Annotated in this window: 15 protein-coding genes and 1 pseudogene; 3 read left to right on the forward strand and 13 right to left on the reverse strand. The window is 71.2% G+C overall.

What is annotated here, in order from left to right; all coding sequences use genetic code 11:
• Positions 1-9: 9 nt before the first annotated feature.
• Complete coding sequence (locus tag HNR16_RS09255) at positions 10-648, reverse strand: isochorismatase family protein (protein ID WP_225737882.1); 639 nt, start codon at positions 646-648, stop codon at positions 10-12.
• Between the two features lie 70 nt (positions 649-718).
• Here HNR16_RS09255 and HNR16_RS09260 point away from each other — a divergent pair, with 70 nt between their 5' ends.
• On the forward strand, positions 719-1,720 hold the full coding sequence (locus tag HNR16_RS09260; protein ID WP_158040840.1) for a GlxA family transcriptional regulator: 1,002 nt from the start codon (positions 719-721) through the stop codon (positions 1,718-1,720).
• Here the strand turns inward: HNR16_RS09260 and HNR16_RS09265 are convergent.
• The 4 genes from HNR16_RS09265 to HNR16_RS09280 all read right to left on the reverse strand — a co-directional run bounded on the left by HNR16_RS09265 (position 1,663) and on the right by HNR16_RS09280 (position 4,940).
• Positions 1,663-3,246 carry an alpha/beta hydrolase gene (locus tag HNR16_RS09265; RefSeq protein ID WP_158040841.1) on the reverse strand — a complete coding sequence of 528 codons (1,584 nt, stop codon included), beginning with the start codon at positions 3,244-3,246 and terminating at the stop codon, positions 1,663-1,665. The genes HNR16_RS09260 and HNR16_RS09265 overlap by 58 nt on opposite strands.
• Before the next feature lie 7 nt (positions 3,247-3,253).
• Positions 3,254-3,745 carry a DNA-3-methyladenine glycosylase I gene (locus HNR16_RS09270; protein ID WP_158040842.1) on the reverse strand — a complete coding sequence of 164 codons (492 nt, stop codon included), beginning with the start codon at positions 3,743-3,745 and terminating at the stop codon, positions 3,254-3,256.
• 114 nt (positions 3,746-3,859) lie between these two features.
• Complete coding sequence (locus HNR16_RS09275) at positions 3,860-4,366, reverse strand: beta-class carbonic anhydrase (protein WP_158040843.1); 507 nt, start codon at positions 4,364-4,366, stop codon at positions 3,860-3,862.
• A gap of 70 nt (positions 4,367-4,436) precedes the next feature.
• The gene (locus HNR16_RS09280) at positions 4,437-4,940 is read right to left on the reverse strand and encodes an HtaA domain-containing protein (RefSeq protein ID WP_158040844.1); all 504 of its coding nucleotides are present in this window, start codon (positions 4,938-4,940) and stop codon (positions 4,437-4,439) included.
• 145 nt (positions 4,941-5,085) lie between these two features.
• Here HNR16_RS09280 and HNR16_RS09285 point away from each other — a divergent pair, with 145 nt between their 5' ends.
• Positions 5,086-5,682, forward strand: coding sequence for a TetR/AcrR family transcriptional regulator (locus HNR16_RS09285; protein WP_158040845.1), 597 nt, complete (start codon positions 5,086-5,088; stop codon positions 5,680-5,682).
• Here the strand turns inward: HNR16_RS09285 and HNR16_RS09290 are convergent.
• From HNR16_RS09290 to HNR16_RS19020, 5 genes and pseudogenes are all read right to left on the reverse strand, one after another.
• A complete protein-coding gene (locus tag HNR16_RS09290; RefSeq protein ID WP_158040846.1) occupies positions 5,616-7,670 on the reverse strand; it encodes an FAD/NAD(P)-binding protein in 2,055 nt (684 codons plus the stop codon). The two genes, HNR16_RS09285 and HNR16_RS09290, sit on opposite strands and share 67 nt — an antisense overlap.
• A 178-nt stretch (positions 7,671-7,848) precedes the next feature.
• On the reverse strand, positions 7,849-8,445 hold the full coding sequence (locus tag HNR16_RS09295) for a DinB family protein (RefSeq protein WP_158040847.1): 597 nt from the start codon (positions 8,443-8,445) through the stop codon (positions 7,849-7,851).
• Positions 8,446-8,549: 104 nt separating this feature from the next.
• Positions 8,550-9,497 carry an AEC family transporter gene (locus HNR16_RS09300; protein WP_158040848.1) on the reverse strand — a complete coding sequence of 316 codons (948 nt, stop codon included), beginning with the start codon at positions 9,495-9,497 and terminating at the stop codon, positions 8,550-8,552.
• A 139-nt stretch (positions 9,498-9,636) separates the two neighbouring features.
• Complete coding sequence (locus HNR16_RS19015; RefSeq protein ID WP_420849929.1) at positions 9,637-9,948, reverse strand: flavin reductase family protein; 312 nt, start codon at positions 9,946-9,948, stop codon at positions 9,637-9,639.
• Positions 9,884-10,276 (reverse strand): annotated as a pseudogene (locus tag HNR16_RS19020) (flavin reductase family protein); the annotation flags it as partial. The pseudogene HNR16_RS19020 and the gene HNR16_RS19015, both read right to left, overlap by 65 nt.
• A gap of 510 nt (positions 10,277-10,786) precedes the next feature.
• Between HNR16_RS19020 and HNR16_RS09310 the strand changes: the two are divergent.
• Entirely contained in the window at positions 10,787-11,131 is a 345-nt protein-coding gene (locus HNR16_RS09310) for a histone-like nucleoid-structuring protein Lsr2 (RefSeq protein ID WP_158040849.1), read from the forward strand.
• Between the two features lie 76 nt (positions 11,132-11,207).
• Here the strand turns inward: HNR16_RS09310 and HNR16_RS09315 are convergent, their stop codons facing one another.
• Genes HNR16_RS09315 through HNR16_RS09325 form a run of 3 tightly spaced genes read right to left on the reverse strand, consistent with a single transcriptional unit; the run spans position 11,208 to position 13,935 of the window.
• Positions 11,208-12,434, reverse strand: coding sequence for an aminotransferase class I/II-fold pyridoxal phosphate-dependent enzyme (locus tag HNR16_RS09315; protein WP_158040850.1), 1,227 nt, complete (start codon positions 12,432-12,434; stop codon positions 11,208-11,210).
• On the reverse strand, positions 12,431-13,180 hold the full coding sequence (locus HNR16_RS09320; RefSeq protein WP_158040851.1) for a 4-carboxy-4-hydroxy-2-oxoadipate aldolase/oxaloacetate decarboxylase: 750 nt from the start codon (positions 13,178-13,180) through the stop codon (positions 12,431-12,433). Before HNR16_RS09320 ends, HNR16_RS09315 begins: the two co-directional genes overlap by 4 nt.
• Positions 13,177-13,935 carry an SDR family oxidoreductase gene (locus HNR16_RS09325; RefSeq protein WP_158040852.1) on the reverse strand — a complete coding sequence of 253 codons (759 nt, stop codon included), beginning with the start codon at positions 13,933-13,935 and terminating at the stop codon, positions 13,177-13,179. The genes HNR16_RS09320 and HNR16_RS09325 overlap by 4 nt, the downstream gene beginning before the upstream one ends.
• Between the last annotated feature and the right edge of the window lie 9 nt (positions 13,936-13,944).

Raw genomic sequence — 13,944 nt, forward strand, 5'->3', positions numbered from 1 at the left:
CGGATCCGCTCACTCGGCGAGCACGCTCGCGGTGTCGCTGACGCGCGCGAAGCCGCCCGCGGCGAGGTTCACGGCGGTGGTGCGGGCGAGTTCCGCGGCGGGCACGTGCGTCCGTCCGAGGCCGGGGACGTCGGCCACGAGGTCGAACGTCGTCGTCGCATCGAGCACAACCGTCACGTCGTAGCCGAGATTGCCGCCCATGCGTGCCGTCGTCTCGACGCACATGTTCGTCTGGATCCCGCAGAGGACGAGCCGCGAGAGGCCCGCGCCACGGAGCCACACGTCGAGCGACGGCTCGCCCAGGAAGGCGGAGTTCACGTGCTTCACGACGAGCAGATCGGCCGCCGCGTCCGCCACCGCCGGAACGAGGGCGTTGCCCGGACCGGACGGGTGCAGCGGGGACGCGGGATCCCTGGAATCGTGTCGGACGACGACGACCGGGCCGCGGTCGCGGGCGGCCCAGTCCGCGAGCAGCCGGGACACGTGGTTCACCGCGTCGTTCGGCATGCCGCTCCCCCAGTACGCCGCGTCCTCGAAGCCCGTCTGGACATCGATGACCACGAGCACCGTGTCGCCGTGGGACGATTCCTCGCCGGACGTGGCCTCGTTCCGCATCGCGTCGTCGTTCCGCTTCGCTTCGTCGTTCATGCCTCCATCCCAGCGCCTCGGCGCACGCACGAACACCGGCCCGAAGTGCGGGTTCCGATAAGATCGCGCCATGTTGATCGCGATCCTCGTCCTCGACGGGATGCGGGCATTCGACGTCACGGCGACGCTCGAGGTGTTCGCCGACGACCGTCGGGACCGGGGCGTCCCGCGCGACGAGGTCGTCGCCGTCTCGCCCGAGCCCGCACCGCGGCTCGAGCACGGACTGCGCATCGACGTGGCGCCGCTCGGCGCCGCCCACGGCGCGGACCTCGTGATCGTGCCCGGCTTCGTGGACCCGCTCGCGGCGCTCGGGCCGGACCGGGACGCCTCCGTCGCCGCCGCGCTCGAGGCCCTCGTGCACCTGCACGACGCCGGTGCACGACTCGCGTCACTGTGCACGGGCGTGTTCCTGCTCGCACGCACGGGCCTCCTCGACGGACGGACCGCGACGACGCACTGGCGCTCCCTCGCGCACCTGCGCGAACGGCATCCGGCCGTCCGCGTCGATCCGGACGTCCTCTACACGCACGACCCCGAACGACGCGTGTGGACGTCCGCGGGCGTCACGGCCGGCATCGACGCGTGCCTCGCGATCCTCGCCGATGTCCACGGGGCGAGCGCCGCGGCGGCCGTCGCCAGGTCCCTCGTGCTCCCCGGCGTCCGGTCGGGCGGCCAGGCCCAGTTCGTACCGCCCCGCTACCGGCCGGACGAGCTCGGCGGCGCCGAGTTCGAGCACCTGCGCGCCATGGTGCGGGGCCGCCTGCAGGAGTCGTGGCCGCTCGAGGCGCTCGCGCGGGTGGCAGGGCTCTCGCCGCGCACGCTGCAGCGCCGATTCCGCGCCGAGACCGGCCTCACACCGGGTCGCTGGCTCATCAGGGAACGCGTCGTCGAAGCGCAGGAACTCCTCGAGCGGACGGCGCTTCCCGTCGAGCTCGTCGCCGCACGCGTCGGCTTCTCGAGCGCGGACCTTCTGCGCAAGCACTTCACCGCCACGGGAGCGGGCTCGCCGTCCGCCTACCGACGGCGTTTCGCCCGGGCCGCGACGTCCTCCCCACCGGATCGCTCCGGCTGATCGACGGCCCCTCCCGCCTCCGCTCGACGCCACGCGCCGCGCTCCGGTCGCACACGTTCGGCACCGTCGGTGCCGACGAGCCGGACCGCCCGCTCGATCTCGTCGTGCAGGAGCGCCGAGCCGAGGATGCGGAAGTGACCCGAGAGCGGGACCTCGCGATCGTCCGCCGCGCCGGGCAGCCGGGAGGGGCTCGGGATGTGCGGATCGAAGGTCGGCCAGATCGACACGATGCGCCCGTTCGTGGTGTCGCTCCAGCCGAGCGAGCGGATGATCCGGCTCGACGGCGAGAACTCCCGGATCGATGCGGCCGTGAAGAGCCTCGCGTACTCGGACCCGCTGAACGGCGTCGCGACGGCGACGAGACCGCGGACCCGAGCCGCCCCGCGCGGGTCGAGGAGCACCGACTTGCCGATGAGCCCGCCCTTGCTGTGTGCGACGATCACGACGTCCCGGAGCCCGAGCCGTTCGAGCGCCTCGACGACGATGCGCCCCTGCGCGGCGATGTCCTGCATGTTGAAGCCGAGTTCGGGGACGACGTGGACGGCATGGCCGAGTCGATGCAACCGGTCGCCGATCCCGCGGAGCATCGGCCAGCGCTCCAGCACACCCGGCAGCAGGACGACGGGCGGCAGCGCCGGGTCGCCCCGCTCCCAGCGTCGGAGCCTCCCACGATCGGGTGCGAAGCTGCGCAGGTGCCAGCCGACCGCGAAGCCGTAGTCGCGCGCGATGTCCTGCAGACGCCCGTGGAGGCGTCGGAGCAGTGGTTCGTCCGGCGCCTCGTACCGCTCGGGCAGATCGAGCGCCTGCGCGAGCTCGTACGCGACGCGCGTGTGGGTCTCGCGCCGCCCGAGCAGCCCGAAGTGTCCGACGCGATCGACGTCGTCGTTGCGTGCGCTCGCGAGACGATTGCTGCGGCCCAGCACCTGGTCGAGGGTCGAACCGAGATTGAGGATCCGATCGTCCGCCGCGTCGTGCCGCGCGAGCACGATCGTCTGCCTGCTCGAGGGGCGCATGTCGATCACCTCGACGTCGCTCACGAGGTTGCTGAGCTGGAAGCCGCGGAACGGTGCCGCGAGCGAGACGAGGCCGAGCACCCGGTCCTCGGGCTTCGCGAGCAGCAGCACCCCCTTGCCGACGAGACCCCCCTTGCTGTGCGCGATGAGGACGACGTCGCCGAGATCGTTCGCGCGGAGGTCGTCGAGCACGCGACGGGCGAGCGTCTCGGCGGACTCCCGATTGCGGTGCAGCGTGGGAACGACGTGCACGGGATACCCGATCGCGTTGAGGTGCCGCAGGATCGGGTGCAGGAAGTCCCAGCGCTCCCAGAGTCCGCCGAGGGGCACGATCGTCGGGTAGCCCGGCGCGCCGCGGCGGAGGCGGGGCGCATCGGGCGGCGCGAGGGTGCTCCGCACGTGTCGATAGGCCGACAGCATGAAGTCGTTGACGATCCCGAGTCCGACGGCCGCGATCACGAGCGGCCACTGACCGGGGCGGAAGTCCGGGAACGCGCGCTCGCTCGGTGGCATGTACCGATTATGGCGCCGCGGTGGCCAGGCGTTCGCCCCGGCCCGTCCATTCGACGAGTGCGTGTGCGACGACCGGCCCGACGAATCGGAATCCGTGCCCGCGCAGCACACGTGCGAGCTCGACCGACTCGACGGACCGCCGACCGCCCGTCCCCGGCAGGACGGTGAGCACCGTTCCCCGGGGAACGACGCCGTCCACGAGGCCCGAAAGCCCACCCGCCACACGCAGCGACAGCACCGTCCGAGCGTTGTGGACGGCCGCCTCGACCTTCCGCCGGTTCCGGATCATGCCGGGCCGGTGCAGTGCGACATCGACCTCGGCAGCCCCGAACGCCGCGAGCCGCACCGCGTCGAACCCCGCGAGCGCATCACGCAGCACGTCACGCCGCTCGAGCACGAGCCGCCACGACAGCCCGGCCTGGAACCCGAGCAGGACGAGCGCCTCGAACAGTTCCCGTTCGTCATCGGCACCGTCGTGTCCGTCCGTCCTCGACCCCATCGCGGCCCCCTCCGTCGTCCTCCGATCCTGCCGCGCACGACCGGTCCGGGCCGCACGGACAACGACGGGCTGTGGAGGAGTGCTCCTCCACAGCCCGTCGGGCGACGCGGTGGCTCAGGCGGCGTCGGCCGTGCGCGAGACCTCGCGGAGTTCACCCGTCTCGACGTCGAAGACGAAGCCGCGCACGTTGTCGGTGTGGGCGACGAACGGGCTCTGCGTGATGCGCCGGATGGACTCCCGAACGCTCACGTCGACGTCACGGAACGACTCCGCCTTCCAGTGCGCACGCGCGCCGGTCTCGGCGAGCAGACGCTCGTCGAACTCGTCCTCCGTGAACGTCGAGAGGCCGCAGTTCGTGTGGTGGATGAGCAGGATCGCCTCGGTCCCGAGCATGCGCTGCGAGATCGTGAGCGAGCGGATCACGTCGTCGGTGATGACGCCGCCCGCGTTCCGGATGATGTGCGCTTCACCGAGATCGAGACCGAGCATGGCGAAGATGTCGAGCCGCGAGTCCATGCAGGCGACGACGGCGAGTCGCTTCGACGGTCGGAGCGGCTTGTCCCCCGTGTAGCTCGCGACGTACTCGTGATTGTGCTCCAGCAGCTCGTCGATGACGCTCATCCGTGTGCTCCTCCTCCGGGCCGGCCGCGTCGGGGATGGCGGTCTCGGCCGTGCGACTCACAGTCTAGGCTCACCCTCGCCAGTCGCCCGCCGCAGGCAGGAGCGAGAGGGAGAGCGGCTCGAACTCCGTGTAGGCGGGGTACGCCCCGCCGAACGTGTCGGCGCCCGCGCTCGTGAGGGTCACGGGCACGGCGACCCAGTCGAGGGCTCCGTCGTCGCGGCGGAAGGCACCGCCGAGCTGCAGCGTCGCGAGCTCGACGAGGTCGCCGTGCAGATCGTGCACGTGCAGGGACGCTCCGTGGTCGCCGAAGTGCACCTCCGGTTCGCCGAGCACGACGTCGAGGTGGCCGGCGTGCGCCCGGAACCTGAGGCGACCACCGAAGCACGCGACGCCCGTCGGTGAGACGGGATCGAGCACCGCGTCGTCCGCGGTGCGCGGGAAGACGAAGCCGTCGTCGCTCGCCTCGACGCCCTCGCTCGCCTCGACCGAGCCGCCGGACCGGCGGACGTAGTCGATGAACGAGTCCTTGACGCCCCAGCGGAGTCCACCGTTCCCCTCGATGTCGTTCGTCATGTCAGCACGCTAGCGAACCGGGCTCGGCGCGGCCGACACGTGACCGTCGTGGCGCCGCTCGGTCGCGCGTGCGCGCGTGTCCACCCCGCCGCCGGGTCCACTCGAACGACCGCCCGATGCGGACCGCTCGATAGGATCACTGGTCATGCCCAAGATCGTCGACCACGACGCTCGTCGGCGCGAGATCGTGCGCGCGACGTGGCGGCTCGTCGCCCGCAAGGGCATCCGGGCGACGACGATGCGCGAGATCGCGCGCGAGGCGGGATTCGCGAACGGCGCGCTCTCGCCCTACTTCGCGAACAAGGACGCGATCGTGATGGCCGCGTTCACCCACGTGTTCGAGACGGCGGACGGCCGCATCGAGGTGTCGACGCGCGACCGGCGCGGGCTCGACGCCCTCCGACGGGCGATCTTCGAGGTGCTCCCCCTCGACGAGGAGCGGCGCCTCGAGGCGCGCATCGTCGTCCCGTTCTGGGAGGAGGCGCTCACCGACGGTGCGAAGCGCGATCTGCACGCGACGACGGGGAGCGCGTGGCGTAGCCGCTTCGCGACCCACCTGCGCGAGGCGGTCGTCGACGGTGATCTCGACGCGACGCTCGACGTCAATGCGGCCGCCGACGTGCTGTTCGTGTTCGCGATGGGCACGCAGACGCAGGTCGTGCTCGAGCCGGAACGCTACTCGGCGGAACGGCTCGAGGCACTCGTCGACGCGTTCGTCGACCGGCTGCGCACCGAGCGCTGAGCGCGGGCCTGCGCGAGCAGATCGGCCGCGACCGCGTCGGTCTCGACGAGCATCGTCGCGCGCGTGCCCGGCATGGGGCTGATGAGCGTGTCGCGGCGGCTCGTCGCGAGCGGGACGCCGATCAGCCGGATGCGCTCGTCGGTCGTGCCGTCGCCGTGGACGATGCGGCTCGTCACCGGATCCACGTCGACCGCGCTCGTCGGGACGCGGCCGCCGAGCCCGCTGACGCGCGCGAACGGACGAGCCCGCCCGTCCTCGACGAGCCGCCGCAGCAGCTCGTCGCGGGTCGTCCGGACGTCGTGCGGCCGCACCCATGCGTCGATGAGGACCGGAGCGGTGACGGGCTCGGCCTCGACGTCGGGCGAGGACATGACGAACCGTCCGGTCGCCTCGTCGATGTCGACGATCGGTCGCGGGCCGACGAAGGTGACAAGCCCCGCGTCGACGAGCGCGAGCAGCTCCCGGATCCGCTGGGCCGGCGGGCCCGAGCCGGCGAGGTTGCCGATCTGCATGAACTCGTGCAGCGGCCCCGCCGCGTCCTCCGCATCGAGACCGTCGAACGCCGCGACGCGGGACACGGCGGCCCGGGCCGAGGCGAGTGACCACAGGCCGACCTTGATCGGCGAGTCGTGCCCCCGTTCGGCCTCGACGAGATCGGCGCGCAGCCGCGCGACGATCTCGTCGTGCAGGGCGTCGGACGAGGCGAACCGTCCCGCCGGGAGCGTCGTCGCCGCGACCGGATCGAATCGGTCGGCCGCGTCCGGGACGACGTCTCGCAGCGCCCGGTCGAGCTCGTCGAGGTCGTCGGCCCGCGACTCGACGATCCCGAGGACGACCTCGAGGGGTGCCGTGAACGCGGCGGGGTTCGTCCGGTGCAGCGTCGCGTAGTAGGCGTCGAGTGCGTCGCGTCGCAGGGCGGGCCGGAGATCCCGCACGAAGTCGACGGTGCCGTGGAGCCGCGGCACGACGGCCCGCAGGCGCTCGTGTCCGCCCGCGGGCGGCAGGCTCCCGTAGCGCGATTTCGCGCGGAACGGCAGGCCCCTGCCGGAGGCCGCGTGGAATCGGGGCTCGCGGCCGCTCGGCACGTAGACGGACGCCCCGTCGGTGCCGAGTTCGTGCCGTCCCCCGCGGCCGACGGTCAGGAGTGTCACGGTGTCGAAGAAGCCCATACCGAGGCCCCGGACGAGCACGTCGACACCGTCGGGGACGCGCTCGACGGGCTGGTCGATGGGACTCGCGGGTTCGATCCACACCGCACCGCTCCCCCGCGCGCGGTCGCGGAGCGCCGCATCGGCCGGGCTCGGCGCACTCGGGAGCCACCCCTGCGCGAGCACGACGGCGTCGGCAACGAGGCGCGCGCCGTCGTCGAGCTCCACGACGTCGACGTGCCCCGCGGGTTCGATCCCCACGGCGCGTGCCCGGTGCACGTGGACGCTCGACGCCGACGGGAGAGCGGCGGTCGCCCGGTCGAGGGCCCATTCGAGGTAGGCGCCGTAGAGCGCGCGCGAGGCGTGGCTGTCGAGCTCGACGGCCGCGAGTTCGTCGAGGAAACCACCGGGCGCGACGAGTGCGGCGGACGGCGGTCGCTCGGCGAACGTGGCCCGCACCGCCGGATCGATCGATCGCAGTCGGCTCGCGTGCTCGTCGCCGAGTCGCGGTGGCGCGAGATGCTCGACCACGAGGTCGGCCCACTCGAGCAGGGTGGGCCCCGCGACGACGGGCAGCACCGCCTCGGTCGTCTGCTCCGTGAAGAGCGTGACGGCACCCGCGTACGTGTTCATGTTGAGCTCGCGGGACTGGTCGGTGCGCCACACCTCGCCCGCGCCGGCCGGCGCCGGGTCGACGAGGTGGATCTCGATCTCGGGCGCATCGCCCCCGAGACCACCGGCCGCGATCCGCTCGACGATCGAGACGCCGCGCGGCCCCGCACCGACGACGACCACGCGGAACGGGACGGGAGCCTCCGTGCTCGTGTCCGTCGATCCCATAGCTCCGCCTCCGCTCTCTCGGCGCCACGACACCGGGCGCGACCCGGCACCGAGTCCGTTCCGGGCGCCGAGTCCATTCAAGACGTCCGACACGGTGGCGTCGAATCGACGCGAGCGTCGCGGTGCCCGCACCGACGCGCGGCGTCATCTTCGGCGCACCGTTCGCGTGCCCCGCCGCTCAACCGCGGCCGAGGTCGAGGTCGATTCGGTCGGCGATCGCCCGCAGCCGCGCGACGTGGGCCGCCCAGGAGCCGCCGTCGCGTGGGGGCAGATTGCGCGCGTCCGGGAGCATGCCGCGCGCGCCGTCGATCCCCTCGCGCAGAACGTCCGCCTGCCCGGCGTGCCTCGCTTCGTCGGCGATGACGTGTACGAGGATCCGCAGGAGCGTCGTCGCGGCGCGCTCCTCGGGCCACCACGGCACGCGTCCCGTGGCGTGCAGCGGGAGTTCGTCGATCGTCGCGTCCGCGTGGGCCCAGGCGCGGTCGGCGAACGCGAGGACGTCGAGCATCGTCTCGTCCTCCGCGGCGAACATGTCCCCGTCGGGTTCCGCCCCGTCGGCGTACCAGGGGATCTCGAAGGGTGCAGGCCGGCCGAAGACGAGGCCGAAGTACTCCGACTCGATGGAGGCGGTGTGCTTCACGAGCCCGAGCAGATTCGTCCCGGAGGAGGTTCGCGGACGTCTCGCGTCGGCCTCGCCGAGCCCCTCGAGCTTCCACAGCAGCGCCTCGCGCTGCGACCGGAGCGTGCGGTGCAACGCGGCCTTCGTGTCGTCCATGGGCGGATGCTAGCGAGGCGGTCCGAGCGTGCCCGGGGACCGCGATGTGTGCTCGGAGGCTCGCCGGTGCGCCGCTCGCGGGTAACGGGTGGACGAGGGCGGGGTCACGGGTGGACGAGGAAGGTGACCGCGAAGACGACGGGAACGCTCAGGACCGTCGTGAGGAGGATCGACTCGCGCGCGAGCTTCTCACCCGTGCCGTACTCCGAGGCGTACGTGAAGATGTTCTGCGCGGCGGGCAGCGCCGCCGTCACGACGACCGCGAGGAGCGTGTGCCCGGTGATGCCGAAGACGTGGACGGCGAGCAGCCACGCGACGACCGGGTGCACGAAGGACTTGAGGATCGTCGAGAGCAGCACCTGTCCCCGTTCCGGGCCGCTGAACGGGACCGAACTGTCCCGCAGCGACATCCCGAACGCGAGCAGGACCGCCGGCACGCTCATGGCACCGATCAGTTCGATCGGCGCCATGACGAACGAGGGAACCGCGAAACCGGGGACGACGATCCCGAGCACCCCGCAGGCGAGTCCCGACAGCGAGCCGATGACGATGGGGTTGCGGAACGGTCGGAGCGCATAGTGCCACCAGCGCGACGCACGCGCCGAACGGTCGCTCGTCGCGATGTCGAGCAGCGCCATGAGGATCGGATTCATGATGAGCTGCTGCACGAGCATGACGGGCGCGACGAGGGTCGCGTCGCCGAGCACGTAGACCGCGATGGGGATGCCGAGGTTGCCGGAGTTCACGTAACTCGACACCATCGCGCCGACGGTCCCCGGCCCGAGCCCCCACCGTCGGATCGCCGCGATCGTGCCGTACAGCCCCGCCATCACGAGCATCGCGACGGCCGTGACCGTGAACTGCGCGGAGAAGAGCGACACGAGGTCGGCCTCGGCGAGCAACTGGAACATGAGCGCGGGCGTCGCGACCCAGAACGCGAGTTTCGTGAGGACGGAGCGGCCGTTCTCGCCGAGCCAGCGCGTGCGCCCCAGGACCACGCCGACGCCGATGATGACGCCGATGACCGTGAACCCCTGCAGCACGCCGATCATGTCCCGCTCCCTCCGCGCCCGCGGCGGGCACCGATCGAGTGTATTGGCGCACGGAGCGCCGCCTCGATCATCGCGCCGTCGGTCGCCGACGGGGTCGCCGCCGTGGGCCACCCCGATCACCGGGGTGGGGCGGGGCCGTTCAGCCGAGGTCGACGGACCCGAGCGCCGCGAGGTCACGGAACCCCGAACCGTGCCACACGAGCGGATCGCGTTCGTCCGCCGTCGCCACCCGGTGCACCCTGAGCAGGCCCATGAGGTGATCTCCCGCCCGGAACTCCTCGTGCAACGAGACCTCGAACCAGCTCGATGCCGCCGTGAGGAACAGGGCCGTGCTCGCCGTGCTCGACCGCCACGTCGTCGAAGCGTGCGGCGCGGTCCTTGCCGGCGAGCTGGCGAACGAGCGGACCCTGCCCAGCGGCGAACACCGAGACACCGAACCGTTCCGCGTCACGCAGGAGCGGCCAGGTCTCCGAGTTCTCCTGCACGGCGACCGCCACGAGGGGTGGATCGAGGGAAACGCCCACCATGAACGACGAGGCGACGAGTGCGTGCTCGATGCCGTCGATCTCGGCCGCGTGCACGGAGACGCCCGTCGGGAATCGTCCGAAGGCGCGTCGGAGCGCGAACTGGTCGTCGTCGTGCGAGACGAGTCGCAACCCGTCCGAAACCTTTGTCGTCATGAACGTCCCCTTCACTGTCCTGTCGTGGTCCGTCATCCATCCGGATTCGGCGGAGCCCGATGAAACGTCGGCCGGAGGCCGTCGATCCGTCGACATCATCGGTTCCGGCGCGGACGCCGGGGCCGGCGTCGATGCCGCAGTAAGTGTGCCTCACGGTGGTGCGAATCGCAGCGGTCCGGTATGTCACCGCGCGTAACAGCGCGCGTCCGCACGGCCCCGTGCCGATCGCCTCCGTGACCGACCGTGGCCGCGTACATCGGGCCGGACACCGCCCGTCGTCCCACCGCCCGACACGAATGACGGACCCGACGAGAATCCGCATTCACCGAAGTGACGATGAATCGCGTTCCGCTTTTCGTTTCCCACCATTCCTGCCCCTGCGGATACGACTTCCGATCGACCCTGATGTAGAATCGCTCCGCGCACTCCACCCGTTCGAGTTCCATACACCCCAACCCTCTTTCACGTTCTTCCGGTAGTCCGGGCGTTCATGAGGGTCAATCGCCCAGCGAATTCCCGGGCAAGATCGAATGCATTTGCACCTCCGGACATCTCCCCGTACCCTTTCCCTATCTGCATCCATGTTCCAAGGCAACAGAAGGAAGTACCGTGGCACGTAAAGTCGTTTATCAGCTCGTCGACGACATCGACCAGACCCCGCTCGACGAGGGTGAGGGCGAGACGGTTCGCTTCTCGCTCGACGGCAACGATTACGAGATCGATCTCTCGTCGGATCACGCGAAACTGCTCCGCGCCGGTCTCGAGAAGTACGTCGACGCGGCCCGCGTCGTCTCGCGGACGAAGTCGGGCCGTTCGAGCTCGAACTCGCGCGTCCCGAAGCGCGACCTCAGCGCGATCCGCGCGTGGGCGTCGGCGAACGGCCACAAGGTCTCCGACCGCGGTCGGATCCCGAACGCCGTCGTCGAGGCGTACGACGCGGCGAACGGTCGCTGAGCGGCGCGCGACGAACACACGAATGACGGAGCGGGGCGGCCATGTGGCCGCCCCGCTCCGTCGTTCGCGCCTGTCGTCAGGCGAGCGTGGCGACCGCCTCGGCGATCGCGCGCGCGCCCGCCTCTATCTGCTCCTCGCTCGTCGCGATCGAGGTGCGGAAGAACGCGTCGCTGCCGTACGCGGCGCCCTGGATGACGGCCACGCGCGCCTCGTCGAGGAGCCACATCGTCACGTCCTGATCCGACGTGAGCACGGTGCCACCCGCGGTCCGCCTGCCGATGAGTCCGGAGCAGTCGACGAACACGTAGAACCCGCCGTCCGGGACGATCGGCCGGAGTCCGTCGATCTCTCCGAAGCGGTCGACCGCGAGGTCCCGCCTCGACCGGTACCGCGCGACGCTCTCCGTGATGAACGACTGATCGCCCGTCAGCGCGACCACCGCGGCCGCCTGGCTCACGGACGACGGACAGGACGAACTCTGCGACTGGAGGATGTTGATGGCCCGCACGAGCCCGGGAGCGCCGACGCCGTATCCGAGGCGCCACCCCGTCATCGCGTACGACTTGGAGACGCCGTTGACGGTGAGGACGCGGTCGCGAACGCGCCCCGCCGCCGCCACGAACGGCACGAAGGGCCGCCCCGTGAAGCCGATCTCGTCGTAGATCTCGTCGGCGAGCACCCACACGTCCGGGAACGCCTCGAGGACCTCGACGAGCCCCTCGATCTCGGCGCGCGTGTAGACCGCGCCCGTCGGGTTCCCGGGGGCGTTCACGACCACCCACCGCGTCCGCGGCGTGATCGCCGCGCGGAGCGCCTCCGGTGTGAGCTTGAACCCGGTCGCCTCGGCGGTGTCGACGATCACAGGCGTGCCGTCGTTCGCGAGCACCATGTCCGGATACGAGACCCAGTACGGGGACGGGACGATGACCTCGTCGCCCGGGTCGAGGGTCGCGGCGAAGGCCATGTAGATGACCTGTTTGCCGCCCCCGCCGACCGCGATCGACGCGTCGTCGAACTCGATGCCGCTCGCGCGCAGCATGCGCGCTCGGATCGCCGCCCGTAGTTCGGGCGTCCCGTTGACGGCCGTGTACTTCGTCCGGCCCGCCTCGATCGCGGCGATGCCCGCGTCCTTCACGTTGCGGGGGGTGTCGAAGTCGGGCTCGCCGATCGTGAGGTCGATGATCGGTGTCCCCGCGGCCCGGAGCTCCCGGACGCGGTTCGCCGCGAGTGTGCTCGGCGACTCCCTGATGCGCGCCACCCGCGCCGAGGGGCGGAACGCCGCCGTGTTCGTGACGCCGCTCATCGCGCCCCGAGCCCCTGCTCGGGGTCGACGTCGTCCAGATCGGTCGTCAGGCCCTTCGCGCGGAGGACGTCGTGAAGACCGCAGAGATCGATCGTCGTGCCACCGGCGTGGTAGCGCGCGATGAGGTCGGCCTCCTTCCGGTCACGTTCCTCCGACAGCTCGGCGACGATGTCGGCCTCGTCCCGTCGGACGACGACGATGCCGTCGGCGTCACCCTTGACGATGTCGCCGGGTTCGATGCGTTGTCCGCCGAACACGAGCGGCTGGTTGATGTGCCCGAGCGTCTCCTTGACCGTGCCCGAGATCGACACGGACCCGGAGAAGACCGGCAGCCCGAGCTCTCGGAGTTCCCTCGTGTCACGCACGCCGCTGTCCGTCACGAGCGCCGCGATCCCCTTCGCGGCGCACGCGTTGCCGAGGACGTCCCCGAACGTCCCGGCCTGCGCGAACGCTCCGGCCGAGACGATGAGGACGTCACCGGGCTGTGCGAAGTGGATCGCGACCTGGAGCATGAGGTTGTCGCGCGGCGCGCAGACGACGGTGAAGGCCGAACCGACGAACGAGCTCTCGCGGTCGATGGGCGTGATGTTCGAGGCGACGGCCCCACGTCGGCCCTGCGCCTCGTGGATGGTCGCGGCCGTGTACCTGCCGATGCGCTCGATCTGCTCGGGACGAGCGCGCTCGATGCGGGTCGTCACGTGCGGCGGGATCCGCAGGGTCGCGTCGGTGTGTGCGGTGGGGGTCATGCGTCTTCTCTCCTGTCGAACGTGAGGCCGCCGGGCACCTGGAAGGTCGGCGTGACCTCGATGAGGCCGAAGTTCACGTGGCCGGGGGCGGCGACGACGAAGTCCACGGTGCGGACGATGTCCTCGGTCGTGAGCGACTCGTACCCCTCGTAGTAGGTCGCCCACGCCTCGGCCATCGCCTCGGGCGTCCCGCCGAGGTTCCGGCCGAAGATCTCCGTCTCCACACGCCCCGGGCAGATCTCCGTCACCCGGATACGGCGTCCGAGGACGTCGTTGCGGAGCTGACGGGACACCTGGGACAGCGCGGCCTTCGTCGCGTGATAGGCCGTGTGGCCGAAGAAGTTGTACCGACCGGCGATGCTCGTGATGTTCACGACGTGGCCACGATCCCGCTCCACCATGCCCGGCAACAGGAGGCGTGCGAGGTGCAGCACGGCGCGGAGGTTCACGTCGACCATCGCGTCGATCACGCCGCGTGAGGCGTCGAGCACATTGCCCGTCGCGCTCACGCCAGCGTTGTTGACGAGGACGTCGATCTCGAGTGCCCCGAGTTCGCGCTCCAGCGCGTCGACATCGGCGAGGTCGACGACGTGCGGGATCGCGCCGGTCTCGGCGGCGAGGGCGGCGAGCCGCTCCTCGTCGCGGGCGACGGCGTACACCTCGAGGCCCGCCTCGGTGAGCCTGCGCACGATCGCGGCGCCCATCCCCGTCGAGGCGCCCGTCACGAGGGCCGTGCGGTAGTCGCTGTAGGTCATTGCTGCGTC

Origin of the sequence: Pseudoclavibacter chungangensis, from assembly GCF_013410545.1 — a bacterium.
GTDB lineage: Bacteria > Actinomycetota > Actinomycetes > Actinomycetales > Microbacteriaceae > Pseudoclavibacter > Pseudoclavibacter chungangensis.